Annotated in this window: 18 protein-coding genes; 14 read left to right on the plus strand and 4 right to left on the minus strand. The window is 63.3% G+C overall.

Annotated features, from left to right (window positions below; genetic code table 11):
- Window positions 1-2 precede the first annotated feature (2 nt).
- The 3 genes from AC24YW_RS24295 (at window position 3) to AC24YW_RS24305 (ending at window position 3,379) form a co-directional block, all read left to right on the plus strand.
- Window positions 3-1,076 carry a branched-chain amino acid ABC transporter permease gene (locus AC24YW_RS24295; protein WP_487485077.1) on the plus strand — a complete coding sequence of 358 codons (1,074 nt, stop codon included), beginning with the start codon at window positions 3-5 and terminating at the stop codon, window positions 1,074-1,076.
- A gap of 35 nt (window positions 1,077-1,111) precedes the next feature.
- Window positions 1,112-2,395, plus strand: a complete 1,284-nt coding sequence (locus AC24YW_RS24300) for an ABC transporter substrate-binding protein (RefSeq protein ID WP_487485078.1) — start codon at window positions 1,112-1,114, stop codon at window positions 2,393-2,395.
- Window positions 2,396-2,539: 144 nt separating this feature from the next.
- The gene (locus AC24YW_RS24305; RefSeq protein WP_487485079.1) at window positions 2,540-3,379 is read left to right on the plus strand and encodes an ABC transporter ATP-binding protein; all 840 of its coding nucleotides are present in this window, start codon (window positions 2,540-2,542) and stop codon (window positions 3,377-3,379) included.
- 12 nt (window positions 3,380-3,391) lie between these two features.
- On the opposite strand, the gene AC24YW_RS24310 is transcribed toward AC24YW_RS24305, so the two are convergent.
- Window positions 3,392-4,543: an AGE family epimerase/isomerase gene (locus AC24YW_RS24310; RefSeq protein WP_487485080.1), complete on the minus strand. Its 1,152-nt coding sequence runs from the start codon at window positions 4,541-4,543 to the stop codon at window positions 3,392-3,394.
- 86 nt (window positions 4,544-4,629) lie between these two features.
- Here AC24YW_RS24310 and AC24YW_RS24315 point away from each other — a divergent pair, with 86 nt between their 5' ends.
- From AC24YW_RS24315 to AC24YW_RS24355, 9 genes are all read left to right on the plus strand, one after another.
- Window positions 4,630-5,853 (plus strand): phenylacetate--CoA ligase family protein, encoded by a 1,224-nt coding sequence (locus tag AC24YW_RS24315; protein WP_487485081.1) that lies wholly within the window; start codon window positions 4,630-4,632, stop codon window positions 5,851-5,853.
- Between the two features lie 226 nt (window positions 5,854-6,079).
- The gene (locus tag AC24YW_RS24320) at window positions 6,080-7,456 is read left to right on the plus strand and encodes a GHMP family kinase ATP-binding protein (protein WP_487485082.1); all 1,377 of its coding nucleotides are present in this window, start codon (window positions 6,080-6,082) and stop codon (window positions 7,454-7,456) included.
- A gap of 22 nt (window positions 7,457-7,478) precedes the next feature.
- Window positions 7,479-9,398, plus strand: coding sequence for an N-acetylneuraminate synthase family protein (locus tag AC24YW_RS24325; RefSeq protein ID WP_487485083.1), 1,920 nt, complete (start codon window positions 7,479-7,481; stop codon window positions 9,396-9,398).
- Window positions 9,398-10,087 (plus strand): acylneuraminate cytidylyltransferase family protein, encoded by a 690-nt coding sequence (locus tag AC24YW_RS24330; RefSeq protein ID WP_487485084.1) that lies wholly within the window; start codon window positions 9,398-9,400, stop codon window positions 10,085-10,087. The genes AC24YW_RS24325 and AC24YW_RS24330 overlap by 1 nt, the downstream gene beginning before the upstream one ends.
- Window positions 10,080-10,844 carry an SDR family oxidoreductase gene (locus AC24YW_RS24335; RefSeq protein ID WP_487485085.1) on the plus strand — a complete coding sequence of 255 codons (765 nt, stop codon included), beginning with the start codon at window positions 10,080-10,082 and terminating at the stop codon, window positions 10,842-10,844. The genes AC24YW_RS24330 and AC24YW_RS24335 overlap by 8 nt, the downstream gene beginning before the upstream one ends.
- Window positions 10,841-11,689, plus strand: a complete 849-nt coding sequence (locus AC24YW_RS24340) for a sugar phosphate isomerase/epimerase family protein (RefSeq protein WP_487485086.1) — start codon at window positions 10,841-10,843, stop codon at window positions 11,687-11,689. The genes AC24YW_RS24335 and AC24YW_RS24340 overlap by 4 nt, the downstream gene beginning before the upstream one ends.
- On the plus strand, window positions 11,686-12,447 hold the full coding sequence (locus tag AC24YW_RS24345) for an SDR family NAD(P)-dependent oxidoreductase (RefSeq protein ID WP_487485087.1): 762 nt from the start codon (window positions 11,686-11,688) through the stop codon (window positions 12,445-12,447). Before AC24YW_RS24340 ends, AC24YW_RS24345 begins: the two co-directional genes overlap by 4 nt.
- Window positions 12,448-12,459: 12 nt before the next feature.
- Window positions 12,460-13,299 (plus strand): SDR family oxidoreductase, encoded by an 840-nt coding sequence (locus AC24YW_RS24350; RefSeq protein WP_487485088.1) that lies wholly within the window; start codon window positions 12,460-12,462, stop codon window positions 13,297-13,299.
- Between the two features lie 99 nt (window positions 13,300-13,398).
- Window positions 13,399-15,360 carry an acyltransferase family protein gene (locus AC24YW_RS24355; RefSeq protein ID WP_487485089.1) on the plus strand — a complete coding sequence of 654 codons (1,962 nt, stop codon included), beginning with the start codon at window positions 13,399-13,401 and terminating at the stop codon, window positions 15,358-15,360.
- A 13-nt stretch (window positions 15,361-15,373) separates the two neighbouring features.
- On the opposite strand, the gene AC24YW_RS24360 is transcribed toward AC24YW_RS24355, so the two are convergent.
- From AC24YW_RS24360 to AC24YW_RS24370, 3 genes are read right to left on the minus strand one after another with little or no spacing between them, the layout of a single operon-like run.
- On the minus strand, window positions 15,374-16,564 hold the full coding sequence (locus tag AC24YW_RS24360; protein WP_487485090.1) for a hypothetical protein: 1,191 nt from the start codon (window positions 16,562-16,564) through the stop codon (window positions 15,374-15,376).
- 30 nt (window positions 16,565-16,594) lie between these two features.
- Window positions 16,595-17,470: a hypothetical protein gene (locus AC24YW_RS24365; protein ID WP_487485091.1), complete on the minus strand. Its 876-nt coding sequence runs from the start codon at window positions 17,468-17,470 to the stop codon at window positions 16,595-16,597.
- 59 nt (window positions 17,471-17,529) lie between these two features.
- A complete protein-coding gene (locus tag AC24YW_RS24370; protein ID WP_487485092.1) occupies window positions 17,530-18,270 on the minus strand; it encodes a hypothetical protein in 741 nt (246 codons plus the stop codon).
- Window positions 18,271-18,729: 459 nt separating this feature from the next.
- Between AC24YW_RS24370 and AC24YW_RS24375 the strand changes: the two genes are divergently transcribed.
- Both AC24YW_RS24375 and AC24YW_RS24380 read left to right on the plus strand, forming a co-directional pair.
- On the plus strand, window positions 18,730-19,602 hold the full coding sequence (locus AC24YW_RS24375; RefSeq protein ID WP_487485093.1) for a class I SAM-dependent methyltransferase: 873 nt from the start codon (window positions 18,730-18,732) through the stop codon (window positions 19,600-19,602).
- A gap of 62 nt (window positions 19,603-19,664) precedes the next feature.
- Window positions 19,665-22,175, plus strand: a complete 2,511-nt coding sequence (locus tag AC24YW_RS24380) for a hypothetical protein (protein ID WP_487485094.1) — start codon at window positions 19,665-19,667, stop codon at window positions 22,173-22,175.
- Window positions 22,176-22,244: the final 69 nt, after the last annotated feature.

Consider the following 22,244-nt stretch of genomic DNA (forward strand, 5'->3'; position numbering starts at 1 on the left):
CCATGGCCGGCCCTGCCCTCATCCCCGCTGGTGATTTCCGCACAACTTACGCCGCGGACACCACGATCTTCCCGACCACCACCGGCCGCAATTTCGCGATCGCAGGCGTCGCGCTGCTCTGCCTCGCGCCGCAATTCTTCAGCGGCTACTGGCTCAGCATCTTGATCCAGATCGGCATCTTCTCGATCGCGGCACTCGGCCTCAATATCCTGGTCGGCTTCACCGGCCAGATCTCGATCGGACATGCGGCCTTCTTCCTGCTCGGCGCCTTCACCTCGGCCTACATCTCCAACAACGCGCCGATCCCGGTGTTCTTCGCGATCCCGCTCGCGGGACTCGTGACGGCGCTGGTCGGGCTGGTCTTCGGCATCCCCGCGGCGCGGCTGAAAGGGCTCTACCTCGTCATCGCGACGCTGGCCGCGCAATACATCCTGCTCGACTTCTTCTCCCGCGCCGAATGGTTCTCCGGCGGCTCGGTGCCGGCGAGTGCCGAGCCGTTCTCGATCTTCGGTTACGCGCTGCGGGGCGACCGGCAGTATTTCTACGTCGTGCTGGCCTATGTGCTCCTGAGCTACATCCTCGTCACCAACCTGATGCGCACGCGCGACGGCCGCGCGTTGGTGGCGATCCGCGACCACTATCTCTCCGCGGAGATCATGGGCATCAACCTCACCAAGTACCGCACATTATCGTTCGGTCTCGCCGCCTTCTTCGCCGGTATCGCGGGCGCGCTCTATGCGCACTATCAGCTCGTCGTCTCCCAGGAAGGTTTCGGCATCGAGCGCTCGATCCTGTTCCTCGCCATGATCATCATCGGCGGCACCGGCTCGATCATGGGCACGCTGATGGGCACCGCCTTCGTGGTGTTGCTGCCCGAGGCGATGGAGTTCGTCAGCCACTATCTCAAGGGTGGCGCGATCGACAAGGCATTGTCGCTCAACAACAACATCACCTTCCTGCGCGAGATCGCGATCGGGCTGATCATCATCGCATTCCTGATGTTCGAGCCTGACGGGCTTGCGCATCGCTGGCGGCAGATCAAGGCGTACTGGAAGCTTTACCCGTTCTCGCATTGAACTTCACTTTAACAATAAACAGGAGGAACCGACCCATGAAGATGAAGTCCCTTTTGAGCACCGCATCGCTCGCGGTCGCGATCGCCGCATACTCGGCAGGCGCGCAGGCGCAGATCGCGATCGGGCATCTCGCCGACTATTCCGGCGGCACCTCCGACGTCGGCACCCCGTTCGGGCAGGCCGTCGCCGACACCTTCGCCTGGGTCAACAAGAACGGCGGCATCGGCGGCAAGCAGGTCAATCTCGACACCAACGATTACGGCTACCAGGTGCCGCGCGCGATCGCGCTCTACAAGAAATGGTCGGCTCCGGACAACAAGGTCGCCGCGATCATGGGCTGGGGCACCGCCGACACCGAAGCGCTGACCGGCTTCCTCGCCCAGGACAAGATCCCCGACATGTCCGGCTCCTACGCCGCGGCGCTGACCGATCCCGAAGGCGTCAGCGGCAAGGCCAAGCCCGCTCCTTACAATTTCTTCTACGGCCCGAGCTATTCGGACGCGTTGCGCGCGATGCTGATCTGGGCGGCCGAGGACTGGAAGGCCAAGGGCAAGCCCGGCAAACCCAAATTCGTGCACATGGGCGCCAACCATCCCTATCCGAACGCACCGAAGGCTGCCGGCGAAGCCATGGCGCAGGAGCTCGGCTTCGAGGTGCTGCCGCCGCTGATATTCGCTCTGACGCCCGGTGACTACAGCGCGCAGTGCCTGAGCCTGAAATCCTCGGGCGCCAACTACGCCTATCTCGGCAATACCGCGGCTTCCAACATCTCGGTGATGAAGGCCTGCAAGACCGCCGGCGTGGATATCCAGTTCCTCGGCAACGTCTGGGGCATGGACGAGAACGCCGCCAAGACCGCGGGCGATGCCGCAAACGGCGTGATCTTCCCGCTGCGCACCGCGGTGAGCTGGGGCGGCGACGCGCCCGGTATGAAGACGGTGATGGAAATCTCGAAGATGTCCGACGCCAGCGGCAAGGTCTATCGTCCCGTGCACTACGTCGCGGCGGTCTGCTCGGCGATGTACATGAAGGAAGCGATCGACTGGGCTGCCAAGAACGGCGGCGCCACCGGCGAGAACGTCGCCAAGGGCTTCCACCAGAAGAAGGACTGGGTGCCATCCGGCATGGAAGGCGTCTGCAATCCCTCCACCTGGACCGAGAAGGACCACCGCGGCACGCTGAAGGTGGATCTCTATCGCACCAAGATCTCGGGCTCGACCGATGGCGACCTCAACGATCTCATGGCCAAGGGCGCGATCAAGCTCGAGAAGGTCAAGACGGTGGAGCTGCCGCGCAAGCCGGAACTGCTGGGGTGGTGAGCCCGGCTCATACCCACACGAACACTGTCATCCCCCGCGAAGGCGGGGGATCCAGTACGCCGCAGCTTCTCGAGGAATCTCCGGCGCCTCTGGAATACTGGGTCACCCGCCTTCGCGGGTGACGACAGCGGAGAATGAAGACGCATGTCCCAAACCATTGAAGCAACCCGCTCAACTCCCGCCGCTGTCGCGACGCCGCCTCTCCTCGCCGTGCGCAACATCGAGGTCGTCTATGACGACGTCATCCTGGTGCTGCGCGGCCTCAGCCTCGACGTGCCCAAGGGCGCGATCGTGGCTCTGCTCGGGGCCAACGGCGCCGGCAAGTCGACGACGCTCAAGGCGATCTCGGGGCTGCTCAAGACCGAGGACGGCGAGGTGACGCGCGGCGAGATCCTGTTCGAGGGCGAGCGGATCAACGGCATCGATCCCGACAAGATCGTCCGCCGCGGCATCTTCCAGGTGATGGAGGGCCGGCGCATCGTCGCCGACATGACCTCGCTCGAGAATCTCAAGCTCGGCGCCTTCACCCGCAGGGACCGCGAGGTCGACTCCGACCTCGACATGGTCTTCAACTATTTCCCGCGCTTGAAGGAGCGCACCGGCCTTGCCGGTTATCTCTCCGGCGGCGAACAGCAGATGCTCGCGATCGGCCGCGCGCTGATGGCGCGCCCGAAGATGATCCTGATGGACGAGCCTTCGATGGGCCTGTCGCCGCTGCTGGTGAAAGAGGTGTTCTCGATCATCCAGAAGATCAACCGCGACCTCGGCGTCACCATCCTCCTGGTCGAGCAGAATGCGCGCGCTGCGCTCTCCGTGGCGAGCCACGGCTACATCATGGAGCAGGGCAAGGTCGTGCTCGACGGCAGCGCCGACGCATTGCGCGACAACGAGGACGTCAAGGAATTCTACCTCGGCGGCGCCGGCGACCAGCGCAAGAGCTTCAAGAACCTCAAGAGCTTCAAGCGGCGCAAGCGCTGGCTGTGATTCACAAGGAGCCTAGCCGAGCACCTGCTCGGCTTCCGTGACCGCGCAGAGAACATGATAGAACGACGACGCAGGAATGGTGTCGATCAGCGATTTGCCGTCGCGGTCGAACTGGTCGTACCAGCCGCCCTTGACGGGATGGCTGAGATAATGCCGTTCGAGCCGCACCAGCGCCGCGCGCGCCTCGTCCGCCGCACCTGCCTCACCGGATTCGGCCTGCGCGATCCACGCCTTCGCGATCTCGGTTTGCGGCCACAGCCGGCGCGTGCTGCGGCGGATATTGCCGATTGCGTCGCCCTCGTCGACGAGGCAGCCCGTGGCCTCGTCGCGATAGCGCAGCGAGGTCTCAAGCAATTCCGCCCGACGCTGGCCGGTCGGGCAGCCCGTGATGCGTTCAAAACCCTTCAGCAGCCAGACCCATTCCGCCTGGTGGCCCGGCTCGACGCTGACCGGCTCGATCTTCGACCAGTCCTCCTCGAAATACTCGGACAATACGTGCTTCTGCTTGTCGTAAAGGTTGGCGAGGAACAGTGCGAAGAATTCTCCGGCACGGTTCTGGAACGACAGATCGTGGGTCGCCTCGAAGCACGCGATCATCGCCTCGAACAGATGCATATGCGGGTTCTGCCGGCGCGGCAGCGAGACCGGAAGGCCTTCGTGAACGCCGCCATGCGGAGAGCGCAGGTGACCGTCGAGAAAGGCGAGCAGTGCATCGATCTCGGCGCGGACCTGCGCATCCTGGTCGAGCGCATAGAGGCTGGCGAGCGCGAACAGGATGAACGCGTGGTCATAGGCATCGCGCCGGGCATCCAGCACCGACCCGTCCGGCGTCAGCCGGTGCACATAGCCGGGCCGGCCATCGGGCGCCTTCGCTTTGGCCAGCAGGTGCTCCAGCCCCTTCAGCGCAATCGTGCGCCCCTCGGGATACCAGCCCATCTGTGCCGCCTTGGCGTAGCACCAGATCTGGCGGGCCTGCACGAACACGCGCCGAGGCGCAGCCGCATCCGCCGCGCCGTCGCGGTGCAGCCTGTCGATGAAGCCGCCCGCAGCGTGATCCCAGCCGACCGTCGACCACAGCGGCAGCGCCTCGTCGATCATACGGCGCTTCAGGCGCGCAACGACGTTCGACGCCTCGTCCGCCGCAATGATTCCTTCGTCCGCCATCGGGTCCCTTTCAAGCCTCGCCACTGGCGGTCTGATAGCCATGCCGGTGGCGGCGCGCAACGGATGCCAACACGGAAAGAACAGCCATGACCGCCCATTACGACGCCCGCGAGACGCGTGAGCAAGCCGCGCGCGAGGCCGACCTGTTCGCCCGCCTCCCGGAGGTGTTGCGAGCCGCGATGGCCGCCCCGGCCTATGCCGAGCGGCTCAAAGGCTTAGATCCCGCAGCCGTGACCTCCAGGGCGGCTCTGGCGGATTTGCCGGTGTTGCGCAAGTCGGAACTGCCCGCCCTGCACAAGGCCTCCGCGCCCTTCGGAGGCTTCGTGGCGGCGGCGCCCGGCTCGTTCGCCCGTCTCTTCACCTCCCCCGGCCCGATCTTCGAGCCGGAAGGGCGACAGGCCGATCCCTGGCGCGGCGCGAGAGCGCTGTTCGCAGCCGGGTTCCGCCCCGGCGACATCGTACTCAATACCTTCAGCTATCATCTTACCCCCGGGGGTTTCATCTTCGATGCATCGGCGCGTGCGCTCGGCTGCGCGGTGATCCCGGCCGGCCCCGGCAACACAGAGCAGCAATTCGAGCTGATCGAGGCGTATCGGCCGGTCGGCTACAGCGGCACGCCGGATTTCCTGAAGATCCTGCTCGATGCCGCGGCAAGCTCGGAGCGTGACGTTTCCTCGATCAAGCGCGCACTGGTCTCGGGCGCTGCGTTCCCGCCCTCGCTCCAGGCCGAGATCAAGGGGCGCGGCATCGACGCCTACCAGGCCTTCGGCACCGCCGATCTCGGCCTCATCGCCTTCGAGACCGAGGCACGCGAAGGCATGGTCGTGAACGAGGACCTGATCCTGGAGATCGTCAAGCCCGGCACTGGGGATCCGGTCGCGCCGGGCGACGTCGGCGAGATCGTCGTGACCTCCCTCGACCCGCACCATCCCTGGATCCGGCTCGCGCTCGGCGACCTCACCGCGGCCTTGCCCGGCACGAGCCCGTGCGGGCGTACCAACATGCGCATCAAGGGTTGGATGGGCCGCGCCGACCAGACCACCAAGATCAAGGGCATGTTCGTCCGGCCCGAGCAGATCGTCGAGATCGGCAAGCGCCACGCTGTACTCGGAAGGCTTCGTCTCGTCGTCACGCGCCAAGGCGAGACCGATGCCATGACGTTGAGAGCGGAAGCCGCGACCGCCAGCGACTCGCTCCGCGACGAGATCGCGGCCAGCTTGCGCGCCGTGACGAAGCTCGGCGGAGCCGTCGAGCTGGTCAGTCCCGGCACGCTGCCGAATGACGGCAAGGTGATCGCGGACGAACGCTAGTCTCAGCTCGATTTCGATAGCAGGTCATTGCCGGCCGAGCACATCCTTCCGCGAAACAGGAGCGCGGAAACGAGCTCGGCATGACGAAGATGACGAGCGTAGCCGGGTCTTCGGGCTATGGCTGCGATGCCGCGGGGCGCAGGAACCTTGCATCGTCCCGGCCGCTCCCGTATTACCAGACCCTGCTGCGATATGGCCGGAATCGGCCCTTTCTGGACCCCAAAACGTGCTTGACCGAACCCTCGTCACCATCGCCGAGAACGAGACCATTGAGGAAGCCTTCCGGCGCCTGAACGCGAACATGCTCGGGATCCTGTTCGCGCAGGACGCGAGTGGGCGTATCGTCGGCGCCGTGACGGACGGCGACATCCGCAGGCGCATGCTGACCGGCATCACGATCCAGGACCGGGTTGTGTCCTGCATCAACCGCAAGTTCGTCTGGGCGCCGACCGGCGGGCCACGCGAGCAGATCCTCAAGCTGCTCGACCAGCGCGTCCACGTGGTGCCGATCCTCGATGGCGAGGGCCGGTTGGTCGACGTGTTCAGCCGCGAGCTGTTCAACCTGTCGGAAGAGAGCGAAGTGTTCGCGCGCGCCCGCTCGCCGGTGCGGATCAGTTTCTCCGGCGGCGGCACCGACCTGACGCATTACTTCGTGGCGAATGACGGAGGCGCGGTCATCAGCGCCACGATCAAGATGTACGCTCACGCGACGCTGCGGCGCCGGAGCGATCCCAGCATCCGGATCTACTCGCACGACTTCCGCCGCACGGTCGAGGCCGACAATCTCGCAGAGCTCGGAACGGGCGGAGATCTCGCACTGATCAAGTCGGTCGTACGCCTGATCAAGCCGAGTTACGGCTTCGAGCTCGAAGTATCCGCCGACTTCCCGGTCGGCTCCGGGCTCGGCGGCTCCGCGGTGGTCTCGTCAGCGATCATCGGCTGCTTCAACGAATTTCGCAGCGACCAGTGGGACCGCCACGAGATCGCGGAGATGGCCTTCCAGGCCGAGCGGCTGATGCTCAACATTCCCGGCGGCTGGCAGGATCAGTACGCCACCGTGTTCGGCGGCTTCAATCACATGGAGTTCTTCTCCGACCAGAACACTATCGTGCCGCTTCGCCTCGATCCCAACATCATCGCCGAGCTCGAGGAGAGCCTGGTGCTTTGTTACGTCGGCTCGGGGCGCGATTCCGGCGCCATTCACCGCGACCAGAAGGCTCGGCACGAGACCAGCGACGCGGTGGCCGCAGCCGCCAAGCAGAAGGAAGTGACGCGCGACATAAGACGGCATCTGCTGCGCGGCCAACTGCTGGAATGCGGCCGGCTGATCGACGAGGCCTGGCACGCCAAGCGCAAGCTGAGCTCCAAGATCTCGTCGGACGCGATCGACGCGATCTATGATTTTGCCAAGCAGCACGGCGCGGTCGGCGGCAAGTTGCTCGGTGCCGGCGGCGGCGGTTACTTCATGTTCTTCGTCCGCCCGTTCGAGCGCTACCAGCTGATCGCGGCCCTGGAACAGCAGGGGCACAGCTGTTCGCGCATCATGTTCGAGGAGAACGGGCTGCGGACGTGGAAGTCGCGTGTTCCCGCCCAGCTGGCCTGACGCAGATGAGACGAGAATGCTGATGACATCGCCCAAACAGCCTGCTCCGGTCCGCATCGGCAACCGTCTTCTGGACGATGGCGAACCCTGCTACGTCATCGCCGAGATCGGCAACAATCATAATGGCGATTTCGACCGCGCCATTGCGCTGGTCGACGCCGCGGTCGCGGCCGGAGCCGATTGTGCCAAATTCCAGATGCGCAAGCTCGACGAGGTCTATCGCGCCTCGAGCCTATCAGGGAAAGACGACGACCTCGCCGTCGAATATACGCTCGATCTTCTACGCCGCTTCGAGCTGCCGACTGCTCAGCAGAAGAAGATCGCCGAGTACTGCGCAGCCAAGGGCATCGAGTACCTCTGCACGCCCTGGGACGCCAAGAGCGTCGCCGTGCTCGAAGGCTTCGGCGTCGAGGCCTACAAGGTCGCCTCCGCCGACCTCACCAACCTGCCGCTGCTCGCCCGCCTCACCGCCACCGGAAAGACGCTGATCGTCTCGACCGGCATGAGCACGACGGACGAGATCAAGGCCGCGGCGAAGTTCCTCGACGACCGAAATGCCAGCTACGTGCTGCTGCATTGCCAGAGCACCTATCCGGCCGCGCTCCACAACATCCATTTGCGCTTCATGGAAACGCTGCGCGAGATCCATCCGGTCGTCGGCTATTCCGGCCACGAGCGCGGCATTGCCGTCTCGACGGCCGCCGTCGCGCTCGGCGCCGTCGTCATCGAGCGCCACATTACGCTCGATCGCGAGATGGAAGGCCCGGACCATGCCGCAAGTCTCGAGCCGGAGGAATTCAAGGCGCTCGTCTCCGGCATTCGCGAGGTTGAAGCGGCGCGCGGCGAGAAGCTCGCCGAGCGCGCGCTGAGCCAGGGCGAGCTGATCAACCGCGAAAATCTCGCCAAGAGCCTGGTGGCGGCGCGCGACCTGTCGGCCGGCACCGTGATCTCCGAAAGCGACATCGCCGTGAAGAGCCCGGGACAGGGTCTTTCGCCGCTGAAGATGCCGGCGCTGCTCGGCCGCAAGCTGACGCGAACGATGGCGGCCGACGACTATTTCTTCCAGAGCGACCTCAATGAAGGCGCCGCAAAGGCGCGGCGCTACCGCTTCGACCGCCCTTGGGGCGTGCCGGTGCGCTATCACGATACCGAGCGCTTCCTGGAGATCTGCGAGCCCGACATCATCGAATTCCATCTCAGCTACAGCGACATGGAGCGCGATCCGGCGGCCTATCTTTCGGGCACCTATGATCTCGGCTTCGTCGTGCACGCTCCCGAGCTGTTTGCCGGCTCCAAGCTGATGGACCTCGCAACGCCGGACGAGGCGCTTCGGCGCTACTCGCTGGAGCAGACGCAGGCGGTGATCGACATCACCCGCGGCCTGAAGAAGTTCTTCCCCAAGACCAAGCGCCCGCCCATCGTCGCCAACATCGGCGGCTTCACCATGGACGAGCCGTTGCCGCCGGATGAGAAAGCCGAGCGCTACCGCATCTTTGCGCAGAGCTTGACCGAGCTCGACATGGACGGCGTCGAGCTGACGCCGCAGACCATGGCGCCGTTCCCCTGGCATTTCGGCGGCCAGCGCCACCAGAACATCTTCATCTTCCCGGAGGAATCGGCCGCGTTCTGCGCCAAGCATGGTTTGCGCATGTGCGTCGATATCTCCCACACCAAGCTCGCCGCCAATCATTTCGGCTTCGACTTCGCCCAAGGTCTCGCCCAGCTCGGACCGCACACCGCGCATCTGCATTTCGGCGACGCCAAGGGCCTCGACGGCGAAGGTCTCCAGATCGGCGAAGGCGAGATCGATTTCGACGAGATCGGACAGGTGCTGCGCAAGCATGCACCGGCGGCCTCGTTCATTCCCGAAATATGGCAGGGTCACAAGAACATGGGCGAAGGCTTCTGGACCGCGCTCGAGCGTCTCGAGGGACACATCTGATGGCGCGCAAGACGCTGGCCGTGATCGCCGCGCGCGGCGGCTCCAAGGGCATCCCGCACAAGAACCTGCTCGATCTCTGCGGCAAGCCCCTGATCGCCTGGACGGTCGAACAGGCCCGCGCGGCTCGCGGCGTCGACGTGGTGGCGGTCTCGTCGGACAGCGACGCGATCCTCGCCGCGGCCGAGGCCGTCGGCGCCGTCGGCGTGCGGCGTCCGGACGACATTTCAGGCGACCTCGCCTCCTCCGAATCCGCCTGGCTGCATGCCCTCGATGCGACCGAGGCGCAAATGGGCCGGTTCGAGCGCGTGGTCGCGCTTCAGGCGACATCGCCGATCCGCGAGCCCGACGACATCGAGAACGCGCTGGCGACCTTCGATCGCGACCATCTCGACAGCCTGCTGTCGGTCTGTGAGGTGGAGGATTACTTCAACTGGCGGATCGGCGCGAACGGCCCGGAGCCGATCAACTACGACTATCGCAACCGCCGCATGCGCCAGCAGATCGAGAAGCGCTACCTCGAGAACGGCTCGTTCTACGTCCTGATCCCATCCCTCCTGCGCGAGCAGAACAATCGTCTCGGCGGCAAGATCGGCTTCCACGTCATGGATCGTCACAAGATGTTCCAGATCGACCGCCCCGAGGACGTCAAGCTTTGCGCGGCCATCATGCGCAGTTACGGCTATGCCTGATCTCAGCACCTTCTCGCTCGCAGGCAAGATCGCGGTGGTCACCGGCGCCTCGCGCGGCATTGGCGCGGCGATTGCGAGCGGCCTCAAGGATGCCGGAGCCACCGTGTTCGGCCTCAGCCGGTCCGGTATCGCGCCGCAAGGCGTCACCGCCATTGTCTGCGATCTCTCCGACGACGGCGCGATCGAAGGCGCATTCCGCAGCATCGCGGCGAAGGGCGATCGCATCGACGCACTCGTCAACGCCGCCGGCATCAGTCTTCCGGCCCAAAGCGGCGAAAGCGAGCTCACGCGCTTCCGCGCCACGGTCGCAACCGATCTCACCGGCGTCTACGCCACCATCCTCGCCGCCTATCCGCTGCTGAAGAACGCGGGCTCGGCGGCGATCGTCAACGTCACCAGCATCAATTCGGTTCGCGGCTTCCCCGGCAATCCCGGCTACGTCGCGGCAAAGGCGGGACTTGCCGGGCTGACGCGCGCTCTCGCCGCCGACTACGCAACCGACAGCATCCGCGTCAACGCACTTGCGCCGGGCTACGTCGCGACCGAGATGACGGCGAAGAGCTATGCCGATCCCGTCATGCACGAGGATCGGCGCCGCCACACCATGCTCGGCCGCTGGGGGCAGCCCGCCGACATGGTGGGCGCCGCCGTTTTTCTGGCGTCGGAAGCCTCCGCCTATGTGACCGGCCAGGAAATCTTCGTCGACGGCGGCTGGATCGCCAAGGGCCTCGCCATCAGCTCGGATAGCACATCGTGACCGCAACGCTCGAACGTATCGGCTTCATGCAGGGACGCCTGTCGGCTTTGGTCGACGGCAAGATCCAGGCGTTCCCGTGGAACGAATGGCGCGAGGAATTTCCCCGCGCCAAGGCGCTCGGCTTGAGGCGGATGGAATGGACCATCGACCAGGAGCGGCTGCGCGAGAACCCGCTGATGACCGAGCCGGGACAACAGGAGATTCTGACGCTGGCACGTGAGAACGGCGTGCGCATCCCGAGCCTGACCGGCGATTGCTTCATGCAGGCGCCGTTCTGGAAGGTCGATGCGGTCGTGCGCGATGCGCTCGTCAACGATCTCGATCTCCTGATTGCCGCCTGCAGCCGGATCGGCATCGAGTTCATCGTGGTCCCGCTGGTCGACAACGGCAAGATCGAGCGCGAGAGCGAGAGCGACACGCTCAAGCGGGTGCTGATCGCCCGCCGCGAACAGCTCGTGAGACAGAACGTCAAGATCGTCTTCGAATCCGATCTGCCGCCGCGCGACCTCGCCCGCTTCATCGAGGCGTTTCCGGCGGAGGTCTTCGGCATCAATTACGACAGCGGCAACAGCGCTTCGCTGGGCTACGACAGCGCCGAGGAGATCGAGGCCTACGCGCCCCGAATTCTCAACGTCCATGTCAAGGACCGCGTGCGCGGCGGCACCACCGTGCCGCTCGGCACCGGCAACGCCGATCTCGCCAAGACGATCCGGCTGATCGAGCGCTCCGGCTACAGGGGACAATACATCCTGCAAACCGCGCGGGCCGGCGACGGCGATCACGCCGGCGCGCTGGCGACATATCGCGACATGACGGTTCGCTGGATCGAGGATGCCGCGCGATGAGGCTCGAGCTGGATGATCGCGTCGCGCTCGTCACCGGCGCCAGCCGCGGGATCGGGCTCGCGATCGCGACGACGCTCGCCGCCGAAGGCGCCAGAGTCGCGCTCGCGGCGCGCGGCGCAGATGCGCTCGATACCGCGCGGGGTACGGTCGGCGGCAGCACGTCGGTCCACGTGGCCGATGTCACCGATCCGGCTGCCGCAGCGAGGCTGCTGCACGAGATCGAACGGCAGTGGGGACGCCTCGACATTCTCGTCTGCAACGTCGGCAGCGGCGCTTCTGTGCCGCCCGGACAGGAAAACGCGGCGGAATGGTCGCGGGTGATGGACCTCAATCTCTTTGCCACGACCAACATGATCGAGGCCGCACGGCCGCTGATGGCGCGCGGCAGCGGTGACCGGTCCATCGTCTGCATCTCCTCGATCGCCGGCATGGCGGCGCTGGGCGCGCCCGTCACCTACTATGCCGCGAAGGCCGCGCTGAACGCGACCGTGCGTGGGCTGGCGCGGCCGCTGGCGCTCGAGGGCATCCGCATCAATGCGGTCGCGCCCGGCAACATCCTCGCCGCCGACGGCACCTGGGCGCGCAAGCTCGCCGAGAACCGGGCCGCGGTCGAGGACATGCTTGTTCGCGAGGTGGCACTGCGCCGGTTAGGGAAGCCGGAAGAGGTCGCCGACCTCGTCGCGTTCCTCGCCTCGCCGCGCGCGGCGTTCATTACTGGCAGCGTCATGGTCGCCGACGGCGGCCAATTACGCAGCTGACAGGAGCTCCCGATGGCAAGCCCGTCCTCACGCTATGACCTGACCGGCCGCACCGCTCTCGTGACCGGTGCAGGCGGCCTGCTCGGCCGGCAGCATGTCGCCGCGCTCTCCGAGGCGGGCGCGCGCGTCGTCGTCACCGACGTCGGACTTGCGCAGGCCGAAGCCGCAATTGCCGCACTCAAGCAGAATGCGCCGTCCGCCGAACTGATCGCGCTTGCGATCGACGTCACCACACTCGATTCGGTGCGCGCTGCGCACGAGCAGCTTTCCGGCCGCGGCGTCTCCGTCGACATCCTCGTCAACAACGCGGCCATCGATCCCAAGGTGACCTCCGCACCCGGCGTGATGCATTCCTCCCGCTTCGAGGCGTTTCCGGTACCGCAATGGCAGACCGAGATCGCCGTCGGCCTCACCGGCGCGATGCTGTGCGCGCAGGTGTTCGGCGCCGCGATGGCCTCGCGCGGCCGGGGTGTGATCCTCAACATCGCCTCCGATCTCGGCGTGATCGCGCCGGACCAGCGGCTCTATCGCCAGCCGCAGGTGACACGCGAGGAGGAGCAGCCGGTGAAGCCGGTGACCTACTCAGTGATCAAGCACGGCTTGATCGGGCTGACGAAATATCTGGCGACGTATTGGGCCGATCACGGCGTCCGCGTCAACGCGATCTCACCGGGCGGCGTCTTCAACAACCAGGATCCCGCCTTCGTCGAGCGACTGACGCGCCTGATCCCGATGGGCCGCATGGCCGAGGTCGACGAGTACCGCGCCGCGGTGCAGTTCCTGTGCTCGGATGCGTCGAGCTACATGACCGGGCAGAACCTGGTGATGGATGGCGGACGAAGCGTGTGGTAGCAGGACTACGCACGATTTCTTTCAGGCCCAAAGACAGCGCTACTTGGGCGCTCGATCACGATCATCATGCCGAGCTAGGACCCAAATCAGGCTTCTTAAGTGGATTATCGCCCCGAAGTTGATGGCCTTAGAGCCATTGCCGTTCTGTCGGTTATCTTCTTCCACGCCGGACTTGACGCGATTCCGGGCGGCTATCTCGGCGTAGACATATTCTTCGTCATCAGCGGCTATCTGATCACTTCCATCATCAGCAGGGAGATGGAGGACGGCAGATTTACATTTGCGGCTTTTTACGAACGGCGGGTCCGACGGATATTGCCGGCACTCATCGTCGTCATCCTCGTGTGCATCCCCTTCGTTCCCATCTTCATGCTTCCACGCGAGGTAACCGAGTTCTCGAAAAGCGTGCTTGCAGTGTGTGCATTCGTATCGAATGTCTTCTTCTGGGCGCAAAGTGGCTACTTTGACAGGGCAGCAGAACTGAAGCCTCTGCTGCATACATGGAGCCTCGGCGTCGAGGAGCAATTTTATCTCATCTTCCCCATTGTGCTGATGGGCGCCTTGCGATTTGGCCGCAAGCGAGCGGGCCATCTAATTTTCGCGATTGCGATTGCAAGCCTTGCCTATGCGCAATGGGGCCCTCAAAGCAAGGAGGCGACGTTCTATCTGATACCAAGTCGTCTCTGGGAATTGCTAACAGGCGCGCTTTTGGCCTTGTGGCCGGTTACAAAACTGAGAGCTCAACTACCCAATGCAGTGCTCGACGTTTTCGTCGTGTTTGGCATCGGGCTTATCTGTTATGGCTTCCTCGACCACGGCGATATCCGATACCCCGATTTGCGCGCTCTACCTGCCGTGCTCGGAGCCGGCCTCGTCATCGCATTTGCTGCCGCGCGGACGCCGACGGGAAAACTGCTCGGAAGCCGCGTTCCCGTCGCCATCGGGCTCATCAGCTACAGCGCCTATCTATGGCATCAGCCGGTTTTCGTTTTCGCCAGATTGAGCGGCTTCACCCGGCCCAATGTCGCCGTTGCTTTCATCCTGACAGCGCTCTCTCTCGCGCTTGCCGCGTTGTCCTATCGCTTTGTTGAGCAGCCGGCCAGAGATCGAAAGCGGCTCAAAATGCCTGCCCTGGTTGCCCTGTCCTGCTCCGGATTGTTCGGCCTGGCCGGGGCCAGCATCTTCGCGATCGCCATGAACGGCTTCGAGAAGCAGAGCCTCTACTTCAGCAGCAACGATACCCGCCGTCTGTATGAGTTGCTCGAGCGCAGCACGGGTGGCGATTTCATGCGCGACATGGCATCGGACGGCGATTGCGTGTTCTGGACTTCAAAGCTAGGGCCCGCGGAACAGAGCCGGCTCATCGACTGCTCGAAACGCTTCGGGCCTGCGACCGTTGTCCTCGGCGATTCCCATGCGATGAACATCTACAACGCACTATTCAGGAACGATTATGCGAAGTTCCTGGTCGGCTTGGTTGGCCCCGGATGTCGCCCCTGGGGCAGGATCCCCGAATGCCCCTATGTCACCTTCGATCAGTTCATGGAAGCTCATCGCGATGCAGTCGGAACGATCATACTTCATTTCTCCGGCTCCCACCTCGTGGTCGACGAACATAACCGGCAGGAGCCGGAAGATGTGATGAAGTTCGGAGGCAGGTACCATTTCAACGAGCGCCCGATCGCCATCACGATTGACTACCTGCAAGCCCTGTCCAGAATGACCAGGACGATCTGGCTGGGGCCATTCGTCGAATCGAGAATGGACTTCCGCGATTTCGAAGGCATGAAACGGGTCGCGCGCGCTGGATTTCACCTCAACCCCGCGACGGTCAGCATCTTCTCGACCCTCGACAAGCACCTCCGGGACAAGACCAGCCAGCCACCGCGGAACTTTCAGTATATCTCGTTCTTCGATGTCATCGACCAGAACGCACGAGGACTTCTGGACGGCGATTGCTTGATGTATCGAGATTCCGACCATCTCAGCGTCTGCGGAGAGCGTGTCGTCGGCAAAGACCTCAAAGCAGTTCTGATGAAATACACATCGGCCGCGCGCTAACCGCCCCCCGCTTTCAGCCGCTGCCCGCTTTCATCTCCTTCTGTCCTTCGAGCAACTTTCCAAGCCCTTCACTGGCTACGAAGGTCAACCCTGCCAAACCGGGTAGGATCAGGCGCGTCTCGGAAAAGTCGGCGATGAAGAAGACGAGCCCGACATGGACCAGGCAAGCCGAACCGACGATGGCATTCGCCCGGGTCAATGCAAACGTCCTCACAATAACGATTGCAAGCACGGGGCTCGCGATTGCCACGACAAGCTTCATCGTCTGAAGATTGACCACAAGTTTGCTGAAGTCGCCTTTCGTAACGAGGAACGAGCCGTAATCGGTCGCGGGATTCATCCAGATAAGCATCTTCGGTACAGCCAGAGAAATGCCGACCAGCGCGGCAAACATGGCCCATTCCTTCATATCGGGCCAGCGGCGCTCGAACGCCGCCAGGCCCAACAGCGCGAAGCTCGAAGCGAACACGACGTCAGTACGCCCGAAGCTGATGATCAGCCCTGAAATGATCGCGGCCAGATAGCGCCGCGACGTCAGCAGATAAAGCTGCCAGAACAACCCGCCCGCTATGAAAACGGGCCCCATGCGTCCCGGATACATCGCGGTCTGCGTGTAGAACGCAAAAGTCAACAGACAGAGCCAAGCCGCGGTCGGCGAAAGCAGCAGAGTTGCCAATGCGAACACGGCAAGGAACGACAACGAATCGAACAGGTAGTTGGCAATGATGTGGGTGTGATACGTCGAGCCACCCGGGCTGCGGTCGTCGCCGAATATCCGGACGTACGCCTCGGTAATCTTGGCGAGCAGCGGCCGCATGACGCCTTCGACGGCGTTTGTGTGGGCGAACTCGCGCTCGTGATCGAGGCTGAACTGCATTTGCTCGCGCAGGAGGTTCGCTTCGTGCGCGGTGATGGACAGCGCGAGGCAGCAGCTCACGAGCAGTCCAAGCGTGACTGGATTGAAGAAGCTCCTTCTCACCTTGAACAGGAGCAGCACAGGAGCGAGGGCGACGACCACGAAAAAGGCGATCCCTGCATACCGTAGCAGCCCTGGAAGATATCTGTCGGAGATATTCACCCAATACCAGGCGATGACCAAGACGTTCGAGACGAGCCAAAACCCGAGCACCAGGCTGAGCGATGGGGTTTTCATGTGATCGTCGAGTTTCAATAAGCGGCCAAGACCGCCAGACCACGACAGCATTGCCCCGCGCTCCGACACACGCCCTCCCGATCAGTGCTGCAGAATGCCGGCGAGATTCATGTGCGCAGGACGCGAGTGCTCGATGCCCAGCAGCGTGCGCCGGTTGTCATTCGTGCGCTGCAGGTGCAGGCTGGCGAGCGTGACCCCGGCGCAGGTGGTGACGGTGCTTCCGCGACCGCTGAACGGCCTGAGGAAGTCGAACACACGAGCGCCGAACATATCCACGACCGACGTCTCGCGCGCCCCGAGCGGCGGGATCTCGCCGAAATCCGCCTGGAGCTCCTCGCCGTCCTCGCGGATCAGCCTCGTCGTCGGCCGTGCCGAATGGGCATATTCGGGATCCGAGGAGTGATTGATCAACATCACGCTGCTGACGACGTCGCTGGTCGCAATGATCTTCGGATTGATGCCGGTGAAGCCGACATGCGCCTTGAGCCGGCCCTCGTTCAAGGGCCGGGCAAACGCGCCGGTGCGGTAGATCGCGACGTTGTCCTGGTCGACATAGGTCATGGAATAGCTGGCAGGCGAGGATCGGAAGCCGTCCATTCGTCCGCGCGACATCACCGCGATGACCAGATAATCGTCCTGTGGCAGCTTGAGCGAGGCGAAAAGACGCGACAGCTCGATCTCGACGGATGCACCGGGCGCGTAGTCCCGAGGAAACTCGTAAGTTGCCCGGTACTCGCCGTCGCGCGAGAGAATGTGCAGCTTGAACTTCAGCTTCTTGCTGAAGCCCGACGCGACCAGGCTGGCGAGCTCGGGAACAAGATCCTTGACCGTCTCACGAAAATTCTTGCGTAGGCTGCCGGCGACGAGGCTGCGGAGATACCTGACGTCGATCGGGCGATACCAGGCAGGAATCGAGAAACCCATGCGCGACTCGACGCCCGCAAACGTCGGGAACATGAATCTGGGCTCGTGGGGCTTCCAGGGACGGGATGGGAAACGAGACACGGACGCGCCCTTCAAAAATGATGCAAGCTGAACTTGCCGTTGGCGAACTCGTAATAGCTGAAAGGACTGGCGATGTTGGTGCCTTTGAACTCGAGGGCAAACCCTTCGGCCGCGCCGATCAGCCTTTCGGCCTCGGGGAAAAGGTCCAGCGTGCTGATGCGGGCGGCTCCCATCGGCGCGATTTCCGGCAGCGCACGCTGGCCCAATTCGGTGCCGTCCAGGGCCATGAGCCGGGCGGTCCCGACGGAGACGCCCTCGGACGCCATGCAGGAGTTCACCAGCACGACGCCCGACTCCTTCAGGAAACGCGTGAGATAGGATTGCATCCAGGCGGAGGTCGGGAAGGGTGCCGCGGCGACCGGCTCGCGCTCGTGCGACAATGTCACCGCGCCGTGCTGCGAGAAATATTGTGCGTAATAGCCGGTGGTCACCTTCCGACCGGGACGAAGCTTGGTCTCGTGCTTCGGAATCAGCGCCATCGCCACCGTACCCGAAACCCGGGGACACAGATCCGAAGTCTGCAATTGCAGTTGGCCGTTGATGCCGAGTTCCCTGTGGAAATGACCGGCCGGCGCGCCCGCACCGTCAAAGAACCAGACATGCGCATCCACCTCCGGATGGTCCTTCATGAAGACCGAGAAATAGTTGAATGCGGAGACCTCAGTCGTGACGGTTTCGTCATTGCGGAGGTAGAGAACAGCGGGTGGATAACCTCTGGCGACGGCTTCGCCAATCAGCAAATCACCGGACATTCGACAGGACTCGGCGGGAGAGCAAGGGATCGACACAGACCGAACCGGCCGGCGGCTTAACCCGAATCATACGCGATGTTCTTGCCCGCATGCTAAAACGTCGTCGCGATTTCAGCGCCTGTTTACGCTGTGCCGACAAGGGAATCAACCGGGAACGCCGCTGCAGCGGGCGATACCAAACAACGCACTTTAATCCGCAGGGCCGCCGTCAGGCTCACGTTTCGGCGCCGAAGCGGCCGCTGAACATGAGGGCGCTCTTGCTACCGGAACGAGTGCTGCCATCTCTACGGTCGAATCCTTGCGTTGGAGCTGCGGCTCCCGTATGACCGAAACTGGCCATGTGACTTGGTATCCGCCTCAAACAGGCGGAACATCGGCTTTCCTGGACCTACACCGTGCTTCAACGACCGCTCGTCAGCATCACTCCGATCCTGGCCATTCCATCGAGGAAATGCTGACGTGCGCTGGCAAACAAAGGCACGGGCGTTCTCCCTGCTGTCGAATATCCCGTGGGGCGAAGACCTGCACTACGCCCTGCAGCGCTACGTCACACGACGGCTGCCGCGCCCCGAAAAGCAGGTCAAGTCCATCTACACACTCGCGCAGCGGCTGCTAGTTGTCCACGAGAGGTACAGCCTCCGCCCGTTGCGGGATTCGACCTGCTTCGAGTTCGGCGCCGGGCGTGATCTGATCATTCCGCTCGCCTTCAGTGCACATGGGGCCCGCCGCTTCATCACCGTCGACATCGAGCGCTTGGCCAAGCTGGAGCTGATCCGCTCCAATGCAGCCATCATCTCTCGACTGAGCGGGACCGACCACTCCGACTTGAATTCCCTGGAGGACCTCGAGCGTTCCTGGCGGATCGACTACCGCGCACCGGCCGATGCCCGGATGACGGGCCTGCCGACCGCTTCCATCGACTGCGCGGTCTCCGTCGAAACGCTCGAGCACATTCCCAGGAGCGACATCACCGCAATCTTGAAGGAGTTACGCCGCATCATGCGTCCTGACGGGCTCATCCTGATGCAAATCGACTACGGCGACCACTTCAAGGGGTTCGACAAGTCGATCAGCTCATTCAACTTCCTGACCTATTCCGACGAGGATTGGGCGCCATTCCAATCTCGCTTCCAATACATCAATCGTTTGCGCCATAGCGAATATCTACAGCTGTTCCGAGAGGCCGGGTTTGAACTGCTCTACGACCAACCCGACCGCCGGCCGCCGGAGCAGCAGATCCTGGAACGGTTGGCACCGCGCTTCAAAAGCTTCTCCCCGGAGGATCTGTTCACACTCGGCTCCCTGATCGTTGGCCGCCCGGCCGACCCGTAGAAAGGAAATGACAGCCACCAATTTTTGGCTGCGACGCCGGCACTCATTCTAGAGATCTCGCGATGTGGACGACCACATTTGTCCTGACCTTGCTGTTCTTCCTGATCCAGCTCGGGACCGGCTGTTCGATTTTGGCCATTGCGCCGGCGAACCTGGTATCGGCATGCCGACTCACGAAGGCTCAATTCGTTGTCCTTGGATTTACCGTCGGCGCCTCTGCCACGGGCATCCTGCTCGGCGCCCTATCGCTATTCGTGACCGACATCTGGCTTCAGTTCGCGACATTGGTCGTCGTATCCTGCTTCGGACTTGCCTGGTCATGGCCCGACTGGGGCCCGAGCCCCCATGAGGCGCGCGCGGCTGCCAATTGGTGCATTCTGTCGCTACCGATCGCGCTGCTGACATGGTGGTGGTCGTTCGGCGCATTTTCCAGTTTCCCCTTTGCGGACATCGGCGCTGATGTTCACTGGATGAAGACTGCACAAGAGTACGCCGATGGCGGCATCATCAATCCCTATGCGGCCCAGTCCTATGTCGATCTTCGTTCGGGAGTGGCAGGCGCGCTCGCGGGAGCGCTGGGCCTGGAACTCCTTAGATTTACCTGGACCTATCGCTTCTTCTCGATCCTGTTTTTCCTGCTGGCGTCCTACGCCTTCGTGCAGGGCGTCTACTCCACCTCGCCCCGGAAATGGATCGCTTTCTTCTTCGCCGCGACCGGCAATGCCGTCACCCTGACGACGAACGGCAGCCTGGCGGTCGTCAGCAGCGTCGTATTTCTCGGCGTGCTGATCAGCAACGCGCCGCGCGAGGCAAACGCTATCTCGGCCCGATCTGTTCTGCTGCTGACTGTTGGCGCGGGCGCGACTCTGCTGCTGGCGTTCGTCTTCAACAACAACACGCTCGTGCTTGCACTGCTCATGGCCGGGCTCTTCCTACTCAGGATTTTGGGCGGCGCCGGAAAATATGGCGCGGTTTTCCTTCTTGGTTGCATCTGGCCAGCGACGCTGGCGCTCGCACATCGCGGTTCCTACCTGTTCGTTCCGACCGTTGTGGCCGGCTGGCTCTTGTATCTCGCGATCGCGCGAATGATTTCCGTCTGGCCGTCCCGCAGCATCGCGGTGCTGCGCCTTCTGTCCTTCGTGCTGCCGCCGATCATTCTCGGAATTGTCGTCTGGGTGGCGGGAATGCGCTTCGGCTACATCCCTTCGATGAGCGCCAATGACGCTTTTTCCTCGATTACGGAATTGATGCTGGGCAGAAGGATCGAAGGCGGTGAAGAGCTGTTCCTGGGCTCCGGACCGGTGGTCGCCACGATCGAGCTTGGCCGGACGATAGGTCCGGTGTTGTCCGTCTGCACCACGCTGGCCGTTGCGTGGTGGTGGATGACCCGGCCTGCTCTTCGTGACCCCTCCGGTGCAATCGTGCCTCGTGCCGACGGTTTTGTGACACTTGTATGGTCCTGGATCGCCGGCTGCGGCCTGAGCCTTGCCGTACTCTCCGGCTTCCCGTTCCTGTATCGCACCAGCACGATCATACTGTCGCTGTTCACGATCACGGCCACTGAGGTCTTTTGCCAGTTATTGCTCGATATCAGTCCGTTCCCGCGATATCGGCGGGCCCTGATGGCCGCGGCCGTCACACTGCTAGCAAGCGCTCTCGTGATTCTGGTCTATGCCTTTCCCTGGCGAACCCACCTGCCTTTTGCCGGCTATCAGGCCGTCCTGCGACCAGTGGAATTGGCCGGCGTCGCACTACTCGTCGCGCTCGCGCTATTGACCCTGGTTCAGTCGCGACGGGTCTACATCTTCGCTCTGGCGGGGATCGTGGGCCTGGGAATGGCCATCGATAAGGTCGGTCTGTCCGGCATCAACAGGAGCTACAGTTACGGCGCCCTTCCCGACCGCACTGCAATCGTCTCACATTACAGCGCCGACGATCTCGAACTTGCCCGTTGGCTCCGCGAGAATCTACGAAAGGGCATCATTCTCTCGGACCCGTACACGATGGGCATCCTCCGGGCGACCACCGGCGCGCCGGCCGCCTATCTGTTCTCCAATCTGGACACTGTGAACGAAATGGTCGCAACGCGCGCAAAATCGGTCGTGCGCACAATTCTGCAGCCGGCCGAAGCAGATCAGCGACTTGCAAGCACTTGTAGTCTGATCGCCCCTCTGGTGGGGGCCATCAACTCCGAGGCCTTGTTCCAGATGCGACGGGCCGACGCTCTGAGCGGAATCATGCGGGCGGTGCGCACTGCGCCGGCACCAGGCCAGGAAACGACCCCACCGGCTTCCGACGTCACCGCGGCATTGATCCCTGATATTCCGCCTGAAGAGGCCAAATCCAGGATCCAGAACATCCTGAAGACGGGGGAGAACGCCTGGAACCTGGTCGCGATCATCACACCCCGCACCATCGAGTGGACCCATCTCGCAGCCAACCAGCGGCTCGGCTATTTTCCTCCCGCCGGGCCGATGGAGCCGACGATCATTGACGCCCTTCGCGCAAGTCCGTTTCCGGTCCTGTTCGCCAACAGGCAGACGGTCGTCGTTCGCATTCCTTGTGCGCGCTGATATGACAACAAGGCGTGGATGCCCGCCGCATTGCCGCAGATTGGCGCCGTGTTGCATCGTTCATGCATT

The sequence above is a fragment of the Bradyrhizobium sp. USDA3516 genome (genome assembly GCF_057651995.1).

Excerpts from the sequence above, each read along its gene's own strand:
- AC24YW_RS24300 (WP_487485078.1), top strand. The coding sequence starts at position 1,112 with ATGAAGATGAAGTCCCTTTTGAGCACCGCATCGCTCGCGGTCGCGATC.
- AC24YW_RS24370 (WP_487485092.1), bottom strand. The coding sequence starts at position 18,270 with ATGTCCGGTGATTTGCTGATTGGCGAAGCCGTCGCCAGAGGTTATCCA.
- AC24YW_RS24295 (WP_487485077.1), top strand. The coding sequence starts at position 3 with ATGGCCGGCCCTGCCCTCATCCCCGCTGGTGATTTCCGCACAACTTAC.
- AC24YW_RS24315 (WP_487485081.1), top strand. The coding sequence starts at position 4,630 with ATGACCGCCCATTACGACGCCCGCGAGACGCGTGAGCAAGCCGCGCGC.
- AC24YW_RS24310 (WP_487485080.1), bottom strand. The coding sequence starts at position 4,543 with ATGGCGGACGAAGGAATCATTGCGGCGGACGAGGCGTCGAACGTCGTT.
- AC24YW_RS24350 (WP_487485088.1), top strand. The coding sequence starts at position 12,460 with ATGGCAAGCCCGTCCTCACGCTATGACCTGACCGGCCGCACCGCTCTC.
- AC24YW_RS24325 (WP_487485083.1), top strand. The coding sequence starts at position 7,479 with ATGACATCGCCCAAACAGCCTGCTCCGGTCCGCATCGGCAACCGTCTT.
- AC24YW_RS24305 (WP_487485079.1), top strand. The coding sequence starts at position 2,540 with ATGTCCCAAACCATTGAAGCAACCCGCTCAACTCCCGCCGCTGTCGCG.
- AC24YW_RS24380 (WP_487485094.1), top strand. The coding sequence starts at position 19,665 with ATGTGGACGACCACATTTGTCCTGACCTTGCTGTTCTTCCTGATCCAG.
- AC24YW_RS24335 (WP_487485085.1), top strand. The coding sequence starts at position 10,080 with ATGCCTGATCTCAGCACCTTCTCGCTCGCAGGCAAGATCGCGGTGGTC.
- AC24YW_RS24345 (WP_487485087.1), top strand. The coding sequence starts at position 11,686 with ATGAGGCTCGAGCTGGATGATCGCGTCGCGCTCGTCACCGGCGCCAGC.
- AC24YW_RS24360 (WP_487485090.1), bottom strand. The coding sequence starts at position 16,564 with ATGCTGTCGTGGTCTGGCGGTCTTGGCCGCTTATTGAAACTCGACGAT.
- AC24YW_RS24330 (WP_487485084.1), top strand. The coding sequence starts at position 9,398 with ATGGCGCGCAAGACGCTGGCCGTGATCGCCGCGCGCGGCGGCTCCAAG.
- AC24YW_RS24365 (WP_487485091.1), bottom strand. The coding sequence starts at position 17,470 with ATGTTCCCGACGTTTGCGGGCGTCGAGTCGCGCATGGGTTTCTCGATT.